We start from the raw sequence: 16,352 nt of genomic DNA, 5'->3' as shown, positions 1-16,352 counted from the left end.
AGAGGATTCGTGGTCCTAGGTGTGGCTTAGACCCAACCTGGCCAGGTCGTCACGCCAGTACCCAAATGGGCGAGAACTTGGGTTTGACTCACCATTGAAGCGACTGCATGGGGACGTGCAGCCGACCCGCTGGCAGCTGTAACGCGGCCCCAACCAGAAAGCACGTTCGCCTCCAATCCAGACCACAACGACCGGGTTGCTGCATCGTTGACGGGGGCAGGCGACATCGGGTACCCGGGCACGTCGGGGGTTGGGGTTGTTGATGCATCCCGAATGCTTTGACGCACCTCTGCGCGCTGGGCAAGAACTTGTTCTCGTCGGTCCCATCCCCAGGTGCGCAGCGGGTCGTTCTCCCCAAGGCGTCCAATACCCCACTCCAAGCCTGCGACGAGGGCGTTGAGGTGGGTCAGTAGCGCCTGCTGAGCATTGGTGAGAGGTTCCTGCCCGATTGTCACCGGAACGACCTTCGGGGTCGGCTGGGGAGCTGGAGCAGAAGGATTGAAGGCCGAACAGAACACCGACAGGCTGGCCCACAACAGAGTTTCAGAGGAATCCTGAGCCGTCTGACAGATCTCCAGATACTGGGTAGCTGCAGCCTTTTCGTGGTGTTGTAACAGAGCAAGCGGCGATCCCTGGCCAGCGGTGCGTGGGGTGGGGGAAATAGCCGCCGATGGTGTGGCGGTACTGCCGGAGAATGGGTTGGACTGGCTCAGCACTTCGAGGTGGCGGCGGTGAGCTGCGGCAACCTGGTTGAGCACCGTCAGTTGGCCGTCAGTGACGCTGCGAGCGGCTTTGGTAGCGAGGTCCGCTAGCAGTGCTTCCGTCGATACCGCGTCGCTTCGGTGTGGTGCAGATGCCGTAGTTGTTGCACGAACCGGCGTCGTCTTCTTCTCAGTCGCCTTCTTCTCAGGAGAATTGTGGCCACAGCCCGTCAATCCGATAGTGACGAAGGCAGCTCCGCTGGCAAGAATGGTTCTCCTGGCGATCATGGCTTCAGCTTATCGATCCTGAGCTGCATTATCGCTATAGCCGTCGGTGAGGCGGCCGAGTCCGGCTGGTTGTGGGAGTGGCTAAACTCAGTGCGGACAATTTACAACGACAACAGGATGAGACACAGATGAATGCAGAGAGGCTCACACGCCTACTGGAACCGGTCGTGTCCCAGGTCGGGCTCGAACTTGATCGCGTCGACGTTGTGCCTGCCGGACGTCGTCGCCTCGTGCGCGTGACGATCGACGGTGACGGCCCCGACGGTCACGGACCTAGCCTTGACGAGATCTCTGAGGCCACCGCCGAGATCTCGCATTGCCTTGACGATTCCGGCGCTATGGGGGAGTCCCCGTATACCCTCGAGGTCTCCTCGCGCGGTGTCTCTACCCCCCTCACCCAGCCGCGCCATTATCGACGCAACATCGGGCACCTGGTGCGGTTCACCCTCAATCCGGCCGAGGAGCAGAAGTCTGGAGAGACCTTTGACGGTCGTATCGCTGAGGCTGGCGAGGAGGTCGTGACCCTCGAGGTCGAGGCCGAGAATTCCAAACCGCATAAGCCCGTGTACACCACTCGTGAGGTCCAGCTTGCTGACGTGGCGAAGGCCGTCGTCCAGGTGGAGCTCAATCGTCGCGACGCGCAGGCGTCAAAGGAGGAGAACTGAGATGGACATCGACCTGTCAACTCTGCGCATGATCGAGCGGGACAAGGACATCCCGCTTGACTATCTGCTGACGACCCTAGAGGACGCCCTCCTCAACGCATATGACAAGACTGAGGCTCCGGTTAACGGTGCCAAGGTTCAGCTGGACCGCAAGACTGGGAATGTCGCTGTCATGCTCCCGGAGAAGGACGAGGAGGGGCAGGTCGTCGGCTGGTATGACGGCACTCCCGAGGACTTCGGACGCGTAGCTGCATCAACTGCCCGGCAGGTCATTTTCCAACGGCTGCGCGAGGCCGAGGACGAGCAGAAATACGGTCATTTTTCCGCCGTTGAGGGTGACGTCATCACCGGAGTCGTCCAGCAGTCTTACCGCGATACCCGGACCGTTCGCGTCGACCTGGGCTCATTGGAGGGCATTATGCCTCCGGCGGAACAGGTTCCCGGGGAGAAATATTCCCATGGGCGTCGTATCCGTGTGTACGTCGTGGCCGTGCGCAAGGAAGCCCGTGGCCCGCAGGTCATTGTCTCGCGCACTCACCCGAACTTGGTGCGCAAGCTTTTTGCTATGGAGGTACCCGAGATCGAGCAGGGGGTCGTCGAGATCAAGGCGCTGGCTCGTGAGGCCGGTCACCGCTCGAAGATTGCTGTCGTCTCGCATAATCCTGACGTTTCTGCCAAGGGAGCTTGCATTGGTCCGATGGGTCAGCGGGTACGTGCTGTGATGCACGAGTTGGATGAGGAAAAGATCGACATTATTGATTGGTCAGAGGATCCGGCCGAATTTGTGGGCGCTGCCCTGTCTCCGTCCAAGGTGTCCTCGGTGACGGTCATTGACCCGAAAGCTAAGACCGCTCGGGCGATTGTTCCGGATTATCAGCTGTCGCTAGCAATTGGCCGCGAGGGGCAGAACGCCCGACTGGCTGCTCGCCTGACGGGGTGGCGGATCGATATTCGTCCAGATAACAAGGTCTGAGACTGCCTGCTAGAGACACGACGACGCCCGGCCGTAGGGTCGGGCGTCATGCGTCTGTGGGTTGGTTTAAGGTGGGGCAGTGACCACACGACCTCAGCGCACCTGCGTCGGCTGCCGACACGTCGATGATCCGGCGAACATGGCTCGGTATGTACTAGTCGACGGAGTTGTGGTCGCCGATCCAACGGGACACGCTCAGGGCAGGGGCGCCCACGTCCATGTGGATGACGAATGCTGGAAACGCGCGGTATCCGGTGGATTCGCGAGGTCATTCCGTGCCCGCGTGGTGGTGCGTTCGGCTTGCCAAGAGCGGTTGTCAGCGCGGTGAGTTGGGTTCATAAGGCCATTTTCGGTAAAGTTGGTTACGCATGTCGCCGGGAGGTCCGGCGGTCTCACCGAATCGTGTCCCCCCGGTGGGTCGGTTCGTCCGACTCAAGGGGACTGAATAGGAAGTGGGCAGATGCTCATGAACACTCGATGAGTTCGCACCAATGAGGATTCACAACAACTAGGCCCAGGTCCATCGCGGCCGGGCCCGAAGGAGAGTAGTGGCCAAGGTCCGCGTCTATGAGCTCGCGAAGGAGCTCGGACTGTCAAGCAAGCAGCTTTTGGGGAAGCTCAACGATATGGGCGAGTTTGTCCGCTCGGCTTCCTCAACTATTGAGGCACCAGTTGTGCGACGACTACGTGATCAGATCGGTTCTGCTGAACCGGCCGATGACGCCAAAGCCGCGAAGCCGGCGGCGCGTAAGTCGCAGACGTCTTCTAAGAAGACTTCCAAGGAGACCACGACGGCCAAGCCGGCTCCCGGTCCCAAACCGGGGCCCGGGCCGAAGCCCACGCCTGGTCCTCGCCCCGGTTCTAGCAGTGGCCCCAAGCCTGGTCGCAGCTCTGCAGCACGTACCAGTGCGACTCCACGTCCGGGTCTCATCAAATCCTCCGGCGCTTCATCCCAGCAGGAGCCCCCCGCAGCGAAGCCGGAGTCCAAGCCGACTCCGAAGCCGGGTCAGAATGTTCCCAAGCCCCACGCTCCGGCCCCGAAGCCGAAGCCTGGCGCGCCATCGAAGTCTCCGAAGCCGGGTGCCCGTCCGGGGCCGCGGCCGGGTGGATCCGCTGGATTGCCTTCGGCTGCTCGTCCCGGTCCGCGTCCGGGCGCCGGTCGTCGTACCGGAGCTCCGCGTCCCGGAAATAACCCGTTCGCCTCCAGTCAGGGCATGGGGCAAAGTCGTCATCGTTCTGAGGGCGGACAACGTTCCGGTGGATCCCGGTCCGGTCAGGGTGAGCGTATGCCCCGTCCGGGTGGCAGCCAGGGATCGCGCGGCGGTTCCGGTATGCCGCGCCCGAACCCGGCCATGATGCCGAAACACCAGTCCTCGCAGATCGGTCAGGCTACTACCGGACGTGGTGGACGTGGTGGTGGCCGTGGTCGCGGTGGATCCCGCGGTAGCGGTTTTGGCGGCGGCTTCGGCGGTGGGCCTCGTGGTCCTATCGGAGGTGGTCGTGGTGGCCGCGGTGGTCGTGGTACCCAGGGTGCCTTCGGACGCGGTGGCGGCGGCCGTCGGGGTCGTAAGTCCCGTAAGCAGCGCAGGCAAGAGTTTGATGAGATGCAAGCACCGCTGGTCGGCGGTGTGCGCGTCCGTAAGGGCAATGGCGAGACCGTCCGACTGCGCCGTGGTGCTTCGCTAACCGATTTGGCCGAGAAGATTAATGCCGAGCCGGCACAGCTGGTGCAGGTGTTGTTCAATCTGGGCGAGATGGTCACGGCTACCCAGTCGGTATCTGACGACACCCTGGAGATCCTGGGCGGCGAGCTCAACTACCAGATCCAGGTCGTGTCCCCAGAGGACGAGGACCGCGAGCTGCTGGAGTCCTTCGATCTCGAGTTTGGTGAGGACGAGGGCGACGACTCTGACCTCGTTGCACGTCCCCCCGTTGTTACCGTCATGGGTCACGTTGACCACGGCAAGACGAAGCTGTTGGACGCCCTGCGCCATACCGACGTGGTGAAAGGCGAGGCCGGTGGTATCACTCAGGCCATTGGCGCTTATCAGGTTCAGACCGAGGTCGACGACGCCGAGAGGGCTATCACCTTCATCGATACTCCTGGCCACGAGGCGTTCACAGCTATGCGTGCTCGCGGTGCCCAGTCCACCGATATCGCGGTGCTCGTCGTGGCTGCTGATGACGGCGTGATGCCTCAGACCGTTGAGGCTTTGAACCACGCGAAGGCTGCTGATGTACCGATTGTGGTAGCCGTCAATAAGATCGATAAGCCTGAGGCTGATCCGGATAAAGTCCGTGGACAGCTCACCGAGTACGGCTTAGTGCCGGAGGAGTACGGCGGCGACACGATGTTCGTCAATGTCTCTGCTCGTACCCATGAGGGTCTCGATGATCTTCTCGAGGCGATCGTGCTGACTGCCGACGCAGCCCTTGATCTGCGTGCCAATCCCGATATGGCCGCTCAGGGCGTTGCCATTGAGGCTCACCTCGATAAGGGGCGTGGTCCGGTGGCCACCGCCCTGATCCAGCGTGGCACCCTGCATATTGGCGATTCCATCGTTGCCGGGTCCTCCTATGGACGTGTGCGCGCCATGATCAATGATCAAGGTGAGAGCGTCGACGAGGCTGCTCCGGCTACCCCGGTGCAGGTTCTTGGGTTGACCTCCGTACCCGGCGCTGGCGACAACTTCCTGGTTGTCGACGACGACCGCAAGGCGCGCCAGATTGCTGAAAAGCGTGAGGCCCGCATGCGTGCTGCCCAGCAGGCCAGGTCGTCGCGTCGCAAGACCCTTGACCAGCTGTTTGAGCAGTTGGAGAAGGGCGAGACCGAGGAGTTGCTGCTCATTCTCAAGGGTGACGGTGCTGGTTCGGTTGAGGCGCTCGAGGATGCCCTGGCCAAGATCGATGTGGGCGACGAGGTTGACCTGCGCGTTATTGACCGCGGCGTCGGTGCCATTACCGAGACCAATGTCTCGCTGGCTGCCGCTTCCAACGCCGTCATCGTGGGCTTCAACGTTCGCCCGACCGCCCATGCCCAGCGTATGGCTGACGAGGAGAACGTTGACATTCGGTACTACTCGGTCATCTACGACGCCATCGATGAGATCGAGGCCGCCCTGCGAGGCATGCTCAAGCCGATCTACGAGGAGAAGGCAATGGGCACCGCGGAGATCCGCCAGATCTTCCGCTCCTCGAAGGTTGGAACGATCGCGGGCTGCATGATCACCGACGGCACCATCCGTCGTCATGCCAAGGCCCGCCTGGTGCGCGACGGCGTGGTGGTCCAGGAAACCGAGATCAACACGCTGCAGCGCGAGAAGGACGCCGTTACCGAGGTGCGCGAGGGTTACGAGTGTGGCCTGACCTTGACCAACTACTCCGATATTCACGTTGGTGACGAGGTTCAGTGCTACGAGATGGTTGAGAAGCCTCGCGACTGAGCTTGGTCACTGTCCTGAACGGGGCGTCCACGTGGAAGCGTGGTCGCCCCGTTCGTGTTTTGCCGCCGATTTGGCCCATTGCGACCCGAAGGATATTATCATTCACAATTCGGTAGCAATAGGGCGGTGTTGCCCCGTTGCGCGATGTACTGGAAAGATGGCTGACGAATGTATAAGAAGAGTCGCATTGTAGTTATGTTTGCATTTGCCGAGTCTGTCTTTGGCTTGTGTTCTGCTGCGCCGGGACTTGCTGATACTATCAGAGCGACTCCTGTGACATCGTGGAAGAGTCTTTCTGTCACAGGAGGATCGGCGAAAGCATCAGGAAAAACCCAAGGACATAAGAAAGCCTACATGTCATCAGATGGTGTCTGGCATTCTCAGGCTAATTACATTTTCACTGTCGCGGGTCACAAGAAAACTGACAGGGGCGGTTACGGCAAGATCGACGCTTCCGTTTTTTATTATACCTGTCAGCCCATGCCGGGTGGAAACTGTATACCGAAAGTCTTAAGAACCGGGGCATCAGGCAGCACTGGGCGTTTGGTTGGTGGAAAGGCGTACAGATGGGATGCTGACGCCAAGATCCGCGTTGGTCGTAATCAAAGAGGCGGTTGGCAACGTTCTTCTAAGATTTGTATCGACCTAGTGGCTCGACGTGATAAGTGCAGCGATGGGTTGAATTGGTGAGTTCTGACACGATTGAACTTGACGAGGTGGTCGTTCGATACCGGTCGGGTTGGCAACTGGGGCCGGTATCGGCCACCTTTCCGGTGGGGGTGAGTGCCCTTGTCGGCCCCAATGGTGCGGGCAAGACGACGATGCTTGCTGTGCTCACCGGAATCAAACGACCGAGGGCCGGGACGCTACGTCGTGACGGGCAACCCGTGAGGAGACGACGGGAGGGCTCTGGGTACCGGGCCCACATCGGGTACGTTCCGCAGGAATGCACCTGGTCACCGTCGTGGCCGGTCGAAGACTTTCTCGCCTTCTGTGCGCGCATGTATCGAGTACCGTCCACGCAGGTCAGGCACAGGTGCCAAGGCGTCATGTCCGATCTGAACGTCGGTCAATTCGCCCACCAGCCCATCGGTACTCTGTCGGGCGGTCAAAAGCGTCGGGTCTTCCTCGCGGCGGCACTGGTTCACGACCCCGAGGTGCTCATTCTTGATGAGCCGACCGTGGGCCTGGATCCGGGGGAGCGGATCTCGTTTCGCCGCCACGTCGTCGAGCAGGCGGCCTCACGGGTCGTCGTGCTGTCCACCCATCTCATGGATGACGTCGCCTTGTCCGCAGACCAGGTGCATCTGGTCGATGGGGGACACATTACCTGGAGCGGCACGCTGCCCGAATTGATGGCTGCAGCAGGAGAATCTGATTCACAGGACCACGTGTCAGTGGCTGAGCAAGGTTACCTGCACCTGATGCAAGGTCGCGCAGAATCCGAGCTCCTTGAGGGGGACCGATGAAAGCCTGTCTTCGGCAGGCCGTCTGGTCTGGGCTGGGGCTTGCCGTGTTGTGGGTCGCCACGAGCGTTGGCCTGATGCACATGTATCCCCGCGTGTGGAAGTCCTTCGCCTTGACGACGGGGAGTGTCTCGGTGGACACGGTCATCCTGTCTCCAGTGTGCTGCGGAGTCGGGGTGGCGTACGGCGCCCGTCTTCGCCGCGCCGGGGTCACGCGTACATCCCGAGCCTGGCCGCGCAGCGCCACCGCCGCCATCGTCACCACCTGGCTGATGGGTGTCGGAGCCGTTCTGCTTCTGGCTGTGGGGGTAACGACCGCAATCCTCGCATTGGTGGCTTCCGGTGACGCCGATCCGCGACTCGTGATGGGTTCGGTCCTCACCGCCATGGCCGCCACGGCATTCCTGGCCCTGGGGGCCGTCCTTGGAGTGGCGGCTGGTTCCTATCTGCTCGCCGCTGTCGCTGCCATCGCGGTCTACTTGGTGGCGGGGGCCGTTCCTGAGGCCTATGACCTGCTCATCGGATGGTCTGGTCCTGCGGCCATCGACGGCGCCCCTTCGCATCTCACCTGGCACGCCATCGCGTTGTGGGCTGGACTCGATTGTGCCGCCATCGTCGTCTCCTTGGTGCTCGTGGCCGTGATCACGACACCCGGTGGTGGGCCTTGGTGGCGGTGGCTCACGGCGACGATTCTGGTGGCAGCGGTCATCGTTGACGCCGCAGCGACGATTCGGTTGGAGGAGGTGTGGGAATCCACGGATGATTGGCGGTGTCGTGAGGTCGGCAAGCACGGATCCATGGCATGCGTCTCCGGTGACCTGTCCTGGCGGCTGGAGGAGTACGCGACGGCGATGGGCCGCGTCGATGACCTGTTGATGGCCAGCGGGGTCCAGAGACGCATTGTCTACGCCCCCGAGGGAGGGCCAGGGAAGGCCGGTTACCTGCCGGTGCGGACGCACGTGTCGACCTCCTCCACAGCGAGAGAATGGGCCGGGGATCTCAACGCACCCCTGCTGGGTGACAACCTGTTGGGAGTCGAGGATTCCACGTCCTCACAGTGTGACGGGACGGTCGAAATCCTTGACGACGCACTGGTGTCGGTCATGGACGGTCAACCCCTCGCCCCGGACTCGCTGCGATCCATGGTGGCACAGGTGAGGGCTTGTCCATGACGGGTCGGCTCTCCTGCTTCGGATGGTTCCTGCGCAGTCGCGGTCTGGTGGCCGTAGTGGCCTATCTGACGGTGGGAATGGTCTGTGCCCATCACCTTGGCGGCGACCTCGTCACCGTCCCGTTTGCCGGCAGCAGGTCGGTTGATGTGGGGCTGGGGCCTTCGAGCCTGAGTGGCATCCTCGCCTCCGTACTGTTCTCCTCCCCGGACCCACAACGGGAGCAGGCCTTCCCCGACCGTCCCATTCGCACCATGAGGGTGGTGTGGGCCGTCATCGTTCTGGTGTGGCCAGTGGCATGGGCCGTCCTGTTCAACGGTGACCAACCCATTTCTCAGTGGTGGGTGCTGTGGTTTGCGCGCAACCATGTCCTGCTGGTGGGACTGGCGATGGTCGCCAGCGTCGTACTGTCGGTGGCCTGGGCGTGGCTGCCGGGAACCATCTTCGTCCTGTCGTGCTGGATCCTGGGTACCAAGGATTCCGCGGCGACTCCCTACTGGTGGGCGCTGTTGAACCAGAGCCCTCTCGCCCCCCTGAGCCTGGCCGTTTCGGCCGCGTTGGTCGTCGTCGGGATGGTGCTGCAGTGGAGTACCCCCGGACCCCCGCGTTGACACTGGCTGCCGCGTGCGTCGGTGGGGACGGTGTGCAAAAATGGTTGATCCGCTCAGGACACCGATGGCGAGGAGAGATCATGAACACACCGAATCCGCGTGTCGCCAAGTTAGCCGATCAGATCCGAGTCGTGGTGGCCGAGACCCTTGAGCGTCGTGTTAAGGATCCCCGCCTGGGCTTCGTGACGATCACCGATGTGCGTCTGACCGGGGACTCCCGTGACGCCACTTTGTTCTGGACCGCGATGGGTACCGACAAGGAGATCGCCGGAACGGAAGCGGCACTTGAGTCGGCGAAGGGGATGCTGCGTTCCACCGTCGGCAAGAGACTCAAGCTGCGCTACGCCCCGACCCTGACCTTCGTGCGTGATGCCACTCCTGAGACCGCCAAGTCGATCGAGGACGCCTTGGCACGAGCTGCCGCTTCTGATGCCGAGATCGCTCGACGCTCCCAAGGTGCTATGCCTGCCGGTGAGGCTGATCCCTACCGTCATAGCGACGAGGAGGAGTGATAACTCCTGACGACATGGCGTGGCCCCGGACATGAGTCCGAGGTCAGCGTTGTGCCGGAGCAATTAGGTCCACAGTCCGTCCGGGGCGAACACCTCCTCGACGAGTTCCTCGTACCACCCCGCCTCACGTGCCAGGTCCAGGACGGTGTAGCGGGAGCGGTAGTACATAGCCTTGGGGAAGGTTGCCCGCACGTCGGCGGCGGTCAGTCCAATGTCCTCGGGACGGGACGGGGCCCCGGCCCGACGGAGCTGGTCGGCGAACACGCGGGCCCTCACTAGCTGTTTCTCAAGGGCTGCTCGGGTCTCGTGCCATCGGTCAACGACCCGATTGAGACGGGCTCGCAGCCCGTCGGCGTCAACGTATTTGACCTTTGTCTCCTTGACGGCGTGGTCGGCCAGTGCACCCTCAAAGGTTGAGCGGATGTCGGACTCCACCGTCCGCCAGTCGGGCCATGCTGCGACTGCCGCGTCGATGTCGAGCCTGGAGAGGTCTCGGTCGAGGAACTTCTCGTAGAAGGCGAGCATGGCGAGGGTCCCGATGGCGACCTTGTGCCCGTGGGACAGTGGTGGGTTGCGGTCGGCACCCACGTGGGCCAGCTCCCAGATGTGGCTGAAGTAGTGTTCGGCCCCGGATGCTGGACGAGTGCCGTCATAAACCTGCATTGCCAGGCCTGACAGGATGAGACCTTCCACGAGTCCGGAGAATGCTTCCGGATCGCCGCGACGCAGGTCGTCGGGACGTGATAGGGCATCCCGGACGCCGCTCTGGACGAGGGCCCACACATGCTGGTCGAGTGGCTCTATCCCGGCGGCGTCAGCGATGATCCAGTCTGCACCACCGGGAATCTTGGCAGCCAAATCGCCATATCCGGATGCTGTCATGACCTGCGGTGCGGCGGCGGTGATGTCCAAGTCGAAAATGACAACTTGCGGTGCTACGCACTGCATCGTCACTTTGACCCCGTTGTCGCTGATGGGCGCCCCGGCCCCCGTATAGCCGTCCATGGAGGCTGCAGTTCCGACGACGGCGTAACGCCGTCCCACGTCCTTGGCGGCCAGTTTCGTCAGGTCGTTGATAGTTCCTGACCCGACCGCGATCGGGACGACTGCCGAACCGGTCTCGGCGTCCAGGGTGCGTAGCCGGTCGGCGATGGTGTGGGCGTTGTCTAAGGAGGCGTACAGGCAAGGCTCGGCAGGGAAGACCAGCGGGTCGCAGGCGACCACTCCGGCCGAGCGTAAGCCGGCGTCGACGGCCTTCCCTGCCACTGCCCAGGTGCGTTCGTCGGCAACGACAAGGGCGGGCAGGTTGTGGCCCCTGGCGCGGCACATGTGCTCAGCCAGGACGTTTCCGGCACGATCGAGGACTCCCCGTCCCATTTCGACGACGTCGGTGTCCCCGGCGCCCGCGACGGCTGCCGCGATGATCTCGTCACTCATGGTCAATCGTTCCCTTCGTCTGATGCAGTATGTGGTGCGGGGTCGTTTGTGGAGGACGTGAGGAATGTCGCGACTTCGTGCAGTGCTTCGACCTCGTCAGGGCCATCGGCCAGGATCTCGACGACGGCGTCCTCGCGGACGTCCAATCTCAGCAGGTCCGCTAGCCGGGTAAGACTGGCCGTCCCGCGTGAGGATCGCAGGAAAACACTGGCCGAGTGGCCGGAGGCCAGTAGTACGGCGTGTGCGGCCACCCTGGCATGGATCCCGGCAGGGTGGCCTATTGTCACCTCGGTGCGGATCATGCTGACTCGATGAGGATTGTGCTGCCGGCCTGCGGTCTGGGCAGCTCACCGCCACAGCGTACGTGGAGGGCCCCCTCGAGCCGTGGCTCGTCGGCGCCGTCGAAGACGAGGGTGACGTGTCCTAAGGAGTCGAGGTTGCGCTGTGCGAGGGCACCAATTGCTGTGATGGGGAAGCGGTGCTCGCCGATGGCGAGGACGTCGCCGACACCGATGGTGCCGCTCGAGGTCGCCTCAGGTAGGGCGTAACAGAAGTCGCGAAGTTCGTCAGGTGCCTTACCCCCGAATGTGACAAGCATTTTCTCGCTGAGAAAGGACTCGGCCTGCGAGCCGACGGCGCAGATCTGATTGCGATAGATGACAGACATTGATGTTCTCCGGATCAGGTTTGAGTGTCAGGATGCGTACAGGCCGATGCTGCACAGCCAGGCGATGGCGACTCGTGGGACGCCGTTAAGGAATCGCGAGTACAAGACGCTGGGGACGCCAACCTCGACTGTTTCCGGGGCAGCCTCAGCTAGTCCTAGGCCGACCGGGATGAAGTCGCAGGCGTTCTGGGTGTTAATGGCGAACAGCGCTGGAAGGGCCAAGCTGGGATGGATGTTGTGCTTGCCGATCTCCACGCCGATGAGAGTTCCGATGATCTGACCGATGACGGCTCCTGGGCCGAGCAGGGGCGACAGGAAGGGCAGCGAGCAGATGAGGCCAAGGACGATGAGCCCGATGCCGTTGCCGGCTAGCGGGATGAGAAGTTTGGTGAACCAGGTACCGAATCCGGAGGCGTTGATGATGCCGATAAGCATGGCTACGAACCCCATGAAGGGGATGATGGTGGTCAGCATGGCCTGCACCGCGTCTCGAGCGGCTTGGTAGAACACCGAGATGACCTTGCCGGCGCCCAGGCCGATCTTGTCCATGACGGTCTTGTTCTTCTTCTCGGCGACGACTTCGGAAATCTTCTTGTCAGTGCTCCATTCCCCCTGGACGGTGCCTGCTGTTCCGGCTTTTGACCGTGGCGCGGCAGCGGCGGCTATAGCGGGGGAGGTGACAGTGGCGGAGGATGTAGGTGAGTCGGCCAACCGGACCTGGTCGACGTCGACGGCGGAGACGTAGATCGACTCGTTGATGTATTGGGCCAGCGGACCGCTCTTACCGGTTGGCATGACGTTGATAGTCGGGATTCCCTTGCGAGGGTAGATTCCGCACCTTAGGGTCCCCCCGCAGTCGATGATGACGGCCATCATCTCCTCGTCGGGGATGGAGGTGTTAAACCCATTGACCGGTTCGGCACCAGACAGCTCGGCGATGCGATCAACGACCGGGGGCCGGACGCCTCCGCCGACGATGTAGACGAGCTTGTGTTTAGCCTCGGTAGGGGTGATGGTGAGGGGGCCGCCGTAGCCGCCGGAGCCATGGGAAACGGTGACGGAGCGGTACTCGGTCATCTCAGGCCTCCACAAGGGTGTCGACGTGGACGATCTTCCCGTCCATGGTGTCGGGGAGGATGACCTTCTGCTGCCTGCTCACGTATCTGGTAGTTAAGTCGGTCACCCAGCCACCGACGAAGTTGAGGACGAGGCCAACGAGCAGGTAGCGGATCGCCAGCGGTCCGGTCGGTAGTCCAGCCTTCGTGATGCCCTGGGCGATGCCGAGCCAGATAAATAGTTCGGCAGGATTGATGTGTGGGAAGATCCCGTTGCTGGTGTGGCAGAACTGGGCCGCCGAAGCGAAGTAGCTCGGCTTGTAGCGCTCCGGGAGGAATCGGCCCAGGGAGTGCACCATCGGGTTGCACAGCATGAATGAGCCGATGAAGGGGAGCAGAAGATAGCGGCTGACGGGATTGTTTCCGGCTTTTTGGGCGAGGCGGTTGATTCGGTCCTCACCAATGAGGCGGATGAGCGAGTTCATGGCGATGAGGAGCATAAGCACCAGGGGCACGATGCTTCCCATCCAGCTCACGAATGTCTTCGCACCTTCTTGGAACAGGCCGACGAACCATTCAGCGGCCTTCACCAGGTAGTGCATGGTCAACTCCTTCGTGTGTGGTGGCGTTCGGGATGGCCCCGGCTGCGGAAGCACCGGGGGAGAATTGTGTTGAGCGGAGCCGTTCAGTCGACGGCGGTGAGCCCACGTCTGCGGACGACGTGCCGGGTGTCAGCCGCAGGTCGTTCACGGGTGTGTCCTACCTTGGCGTCGACTCGGTTGATGACCTTCATAAGCGGGGTCGGGGGCTCGACCGGGATCTCGCCGGCCCGGGCTGTGAGGAAGTTGTCACGGGCGTTGGCGATGGCGCGTCGCGTTCCTCGATCAGTTCGCACATATGCAGGGTCGATCTCTTCGAGAGGCAACCCGTCGAAGACCGGGAAGTCCCTGAACCTGGCCAGAACGGTGATGCCGTTCATACGACGGCCCGCGACGACACGGTCCCTATCGTCGAGCAGGAACATAACGATGGCGCCCCGACTCAGCGCGTTCTTCTGTTTGCCGATGGCGACTTTCCCGCGTTTGCGCAGCAGTGTGTAGGTCGTGGAGAAATTCCTCATCTGGCGCATGGCTAGGGTGGCATTGCACACATAGATGATTGCGACGGTGGCAAGAACGGGCCAGAACATCATCTCTCCTCGGGGCAGACGGGATTGCAGGGGCGGGAGGCCATGAGCCAGAAGACGTCTTCATAACTGGTGAGCTGGCTTAGCCGGTTGAGCAGGTCTGGGTCGTTGGTCAGGCGGATGATCTCGTCGTAGACGGTGACGAGGATGGTGTCGTCGTAGTCGGCTTTGTCGGGAACACCCATAAGGAAAACGACTCGGGCACCGGGCTGCTCTGGGCGGCGCGGAATGGTCGCCATCGCCAGCACGATGCGTTCGGCCCCTGGGATGGTGGCGTGGGGAAATCCGACGAGACCGTCGAGTAGCATGGTCGCTTCGTTCTCTCGAGCCCGCAGTGTGGCCAGGAAGGACTCGTCGACCAGACCCTGGTCGATTAAGTAGGCTACGAGGGCCTCGGTCGCCGACCAGTAATCGGTTCCCGCTGGCATGGCCATGAAACGGTCGGGGGAGAGCATCGACATCAGTAATGACGAATTGGCCCCGGTGAGCTGAAGGTCGACGTGACCACGCAGGTTTAGCCTTGACATCCGGCTGATGAGTTCGGCGGGATCGAAGACCTGGCCGAGTTGAATGACTGGAACGTCGCCGACGGCAAGGGTCGTGATGTCGACATCGGGGGTGGCGACGACGAGATCCGTTCTGGCCAGCGTCGACTCGTCTGCCTCGTCGCCGGTCAGCATGAGGTACTTGGTGCCGTGGGGGAGCACTTTGTCGAGCTGGATCCGCATGAGGTGGGCTGAGACCCGTCCGGTCGCTGTGACGATCGCCAGCCTGAGGTAGGGGCAGGCACGGTGGGAGTCGAGGAATACTTGGTGATAGCCCGTCAGTAGTCCGGTTTCGGAGTCACTGATCCGCATACCGGTGCGTTCCTCGATGACGTCGCGGCTGATCTCGGCCATCCGATGGGCCACCGGGTACTGATAGCGAATGCTGCGCACCGACTCCTCGTCGATCGTGACGCGAAAACGTATCCGGTTGAGCATGAACGTGAGGTGGTGGGCGAACTCGTCAGCAAGCTCGTCGGCGTCCAGATGGATCTGCATGATCTCGGCGATACGTTCAAAGATGGCGTCGACGAGGCCGGGAACCTCCTCGTCAGCGGGGAAGAGCTGACGACCCTGCGCACTGTCGGGGGTGCGCATTCCGGCGACTGACATGGCGAGGAAGAGCTCCTCCTCGATTGGGAAGGTGGTCGAAACGAGATCTTCAGCTTCGGTGAGAAGTTTGGAAGCAATGCGGTGAGCGGGGGTGTTGCGAAGACGTTGGTACTCCTCGGACATCGCGTCTAGTGGGTGGCCGGTGAGGGTCCGATCGAGTAGAACGGTGAGCCAGCGACGCACATAATGACGTGATGGCTTGGACAGGTGAGCCTGCCCGGTGATCCGGGAAACGACGGCGACGATATCGTCGTCGATAGGGTACTCGTCGACGAGTTCGGCGGGGTAGAGGGTTAGTTCGGCCAGACGCAGATCGAGTTCCTCGGCGGCGAGGCTGAAACCCTGGTTGGAACGCCCCTCGATGCGTACTCCGAGGGGTTTCAGGGCTTCACGCAATCGGGCGATGTCGGCCAGGACGGTTGTTCGGGAGGTGCAGACGATGTCGGCCAGGTCGTCCGAGGTCACCGGGTGTTTGGCAGACAGCAGGACTCCGAACTCCTGTGCGCGGCGATGACGTGGGTCGTTGAGGGAGTCCGTGGCGCGGACCAGACGACTGCGGATTTGGCTGTATTCCTGTGGGTCGAGAATGTAGAGGCGGTAACGGCCGCCGGTGGGACGTACGGACGCCGCAGGGGCCAGCATCCGGTTGAGCGTGTTGATGGCGTTGGTGATGGTACGGGGGCTGACCTGCAGACGTTCTGCCAGCGCTTCGGCGGAGGCTGTCAGCGATGTCTCCAGTTGCCTGAGGATCCACATTTCTCGGTCCATGAGATCACCTCCTTGTGCTCGACCTCGTTGGTTGGCATGAAGTTAACACCGCACCTGCGCCCTGGTCTTGCGGCATTGTGCGTGCTTCTTTCCGATTTTTGGAAAGGCGGTGGTGCGATGAGCCGCTCTATACGGTTGCGGTACACACTCGCGTACCGTTCGTCAGGTAGAGGAGGACCTACCACCCTAATACCGGTCTTGATCCTTCCAGTACGACGTTGCAGCATGCCTGTGGTCATCGATTTCTTTGAGGT

At 62.0% G+C, this 16,352-nt stretch carries 17 protein-coding genes; 9 read left to right on the top strand and 8 right to left on the bottom strand.

What is annotated here, in order from left to right; translation table 11 throughout:
- Positions 1-26: 26 nt before the first annotated feature.
- Positions 27-989, bottom strand: coding sequence for a hypothetical protein (locus ACOYO3_RS08775; protein ID WP_002516936.1), 963 nt, complete (start codon positions 987-989; stop codon positions 27-29).
- 128 nt (positions 990-1,117) lie between these two features.
- Here ACOYO3_RS08775 and rimP point away from each other — a divergent pair, with 128 nt between their 5' ends.
- The 9 genes from rimP (at position 1,118) to rbfA (ending at position 9,828) form a co-directional block, all read left to right on the top strand.
- Complete coding sequence (rimP, locus tag ACOYO3_RS08770) at positions 1,118-1,654, top strand: ribosome maturation factor RimP (RefSeq protein ID WP_002517033.1); 537 nt, start codon at positions 1,118-1,120, stop codon at positions 1,652-1,654.
- A gap of 1 nt (position 1,655) precedes the next feature.
- Positions 1,656-2,627: a transcription termination factor NusA gene (nusA, locus tag ACOYO3_RS08765; RefSeq protein ID WP_002516957.1), complete on the top strand. Its 972-nt coding sequence runs from the start codon at positions 1,656-1,658 to the stop codon at positions 2,625-2,627.
- Positions 2,628-2,706: 79 nt separating this feature from the next.
- Positions 2,707-2,955, top strand: a complete 249-nt coding sequence (locus ACOYO3_RS08760; protein WP_002517020.1) for a YlxR family protein — start codon at positions 2,707-2,709, stop codon at positions 2,953-2,955.
- Positions 2,956-3,175: 220 nt separating this feature from the next.
- Positions 3,176-6,070 carry a translation initiation factor IF-2 gene (gene infB, locus ACOYO3_RS08755; protein ID WP_002516995.1) on the top strand — a complete coding sequence of 965 codons (2,895 nt, stop codon included), beginning with the start codon at positions 3,176-3,178 and terminating at the stop codon, positions 6,068-6,070.
- 168 nt (positions 6,071-6,238) lie between these two features.
- Entirely contained in the window at positions 6,239-6,760 is a 522-nt protein-coding gene (locus ACOYO3_RS08750) for a hypothetical protein (protein WP_008600353.1), read from the top strand.
- A complete protein-coding gene (locus ACOYO3_RS08745; protein ID WP_002516968.1) occupies positions 6,736-7,539 on the top strand; it encodes an ABC transporter ATP-binding protein in 804 nt (267 codons plus the stop codon). The genes ACOYO3_RS08750 and ACOYO3_RS08745 overlap by 25 nt, the downstream gene beginning before the upstream one ends.
- A complete protein-coding gene (locus tag ACOYO3_RS08740) occupies positions 7,536-8,708 on the top strand; it encodes a hypothetical protein (protein ID WP_002520232.1) in 1,173 nt (390 codons plus the stop codon). Before ACOYO3_RS08745 ends, ACOYO3_RS08740 begins: the two co-directional genes overlap by 4 nt.
- Positions 8,705-9,316 (top strand): hypothetical protein, encoded by a 612-nt coding sequence (locus ACOYO3_RS08735; RefSeq protein WP_002516886.1) that lies wholly within the window; start codon positions 8,705-8,707, stop codon positions 9,314-9,316. The genes ACOYO3_RS08740 and ACOYO3_RS08735 overlap by 4 nt, the downstream gene beginning before the upstream one ends.
- Positions 9,317-9,396: 80 nt before the next feature.
- Positions 9,397-9,828 (top strand): 30S ribosome-binding factor RbfA, encoded by a 432-nt coding sequence (gene rbfA, locus ACOYO3_RS08730; protein WP_002516965.1) that lies wholly within the window; start codon positions 9,397-9,399, stop codon positions 9,826-9,828.
- Positions 9,829-9,891: 63 nt separating this feature from the next.
- On the opposite strand, the gene ACOYO3_RS08725 is transcribed toward rbfA, so the two are convergent.
- The 7 genes from ACOYO3_RS08725 to ACOYO3_RS08695 all read right to left on the bottom strand — a co-directional run bounded on the left by ACOYO3_RS08725 (position 9,892) and on the right by ACOYO3_RS08695 (position 16,098).
- On the bottom strand, positions 9,892-11,265 hold the full coding sequence (locus ACOYO3_RS08725) for a sn-glycerol-1-phosphate dehydrogenase (protein WP_002520231.1): 1,374 nt from the start codon (positions 11,263-11,265) through the stop codon (positions 9,892-9,894).
- Between the two features lie 2 nt (positions 11,266-11,267).
- Complete coding sequence (locus ACOYO3_RS08720) at positions 11,268-11,567, bottom strand: HPr family phosphocarrier protein (RefSeq protein ID WP_002516918.1); 300 nt, start codon at positions 11,565-11,567, stop codon at positions 11,268-11,270.
- Positions 11,564-11,932 (bottom strand): PTS glucitol/sorbitol transporter subunit IIA, encoded by a 369-nt coding sequence (locus ACOYO3_RS08715; RefSeq protein WP_002514296.1) that lies wholly within the window; start codon positions 11,930-11,932, stop codon positions 11,564-11,566. Before ACOYO3_RS08715 ends, ACOYO3_RS08720 begins: the two co-directional genes overlap by 4 nt.
- Before the next feature lie 27 nt (positions 11,933-11,959).
- Positions 11,960-13,009: a PTS glucitol/sorbitol transporter subunit IIB gene (gene srlE / locus ACOYO3_RS08710; protein ID WP_002520230.1), complete on the bottom strand. Its 1,050-nt coding sequence runs from the start codon at positions 13,007-13,009 to the stop codon at positions 11,960-11,962.
- A gap of 1 nt (position 13,010) precedes the next feature.
- Positions 13,011-13,589, bottom strand: coding sequence for a PTS glucitol/sorbitol transporter subunit IIC (srlA, locus tag ACOYO3_RS08705; RefSeq protein WP_002518381.1), 579 nt, complete (start codon positions 13,587-13,589; stop codon positions 13,011-13,013).
- Between the two features lie 83 nt (positions 13,590-13,672).
- Positions 13,673-14,179 carry a transcriptional regulator GutM gene (locus ACOYO3_RS08700; protein WP_002519303.1) on the bottom strand — a complete coding sequence of 169 codons (507 nt, stop codon included), beginning with the start codon at positions 14,177-14,179 and terminating at the stop codon, positions 13,673-13,675.
- On the bottom strand, positions 14,176-16,098 hold the full coding sequence (locus ACOYO3_RS08695; RefSeq protein ID WP_002518383.1) for a BglG family transcription antiterminator: 1,923 nt from the start codon (positions 16,096-16,098) through the stop codon (positions 14,176-14,178). The genes ACOYO3_RS08700 and ACOYO3_RS08695 overlap by 4 nt, the downstream gene beginning before the upstream one ends.
- Between the last annotated feature and the right edge of the window lie 254 nt (positions 16,099-16,352).

The sequence above is a fragment of the Cutibacterium sp. KBN10P07758 genome, assembly GCF_050286205.1.
Classification (GTDB): domain Bacteria; phylum Actinomycetota; class Actinomycetes; order Propionibacteriales; family Propionibacteriaceae; genus Cutibacterium; species Cutibacterium acnes.
This window is presented reverse-complemented; position numbering and strand designations above follow the sequence as displayed.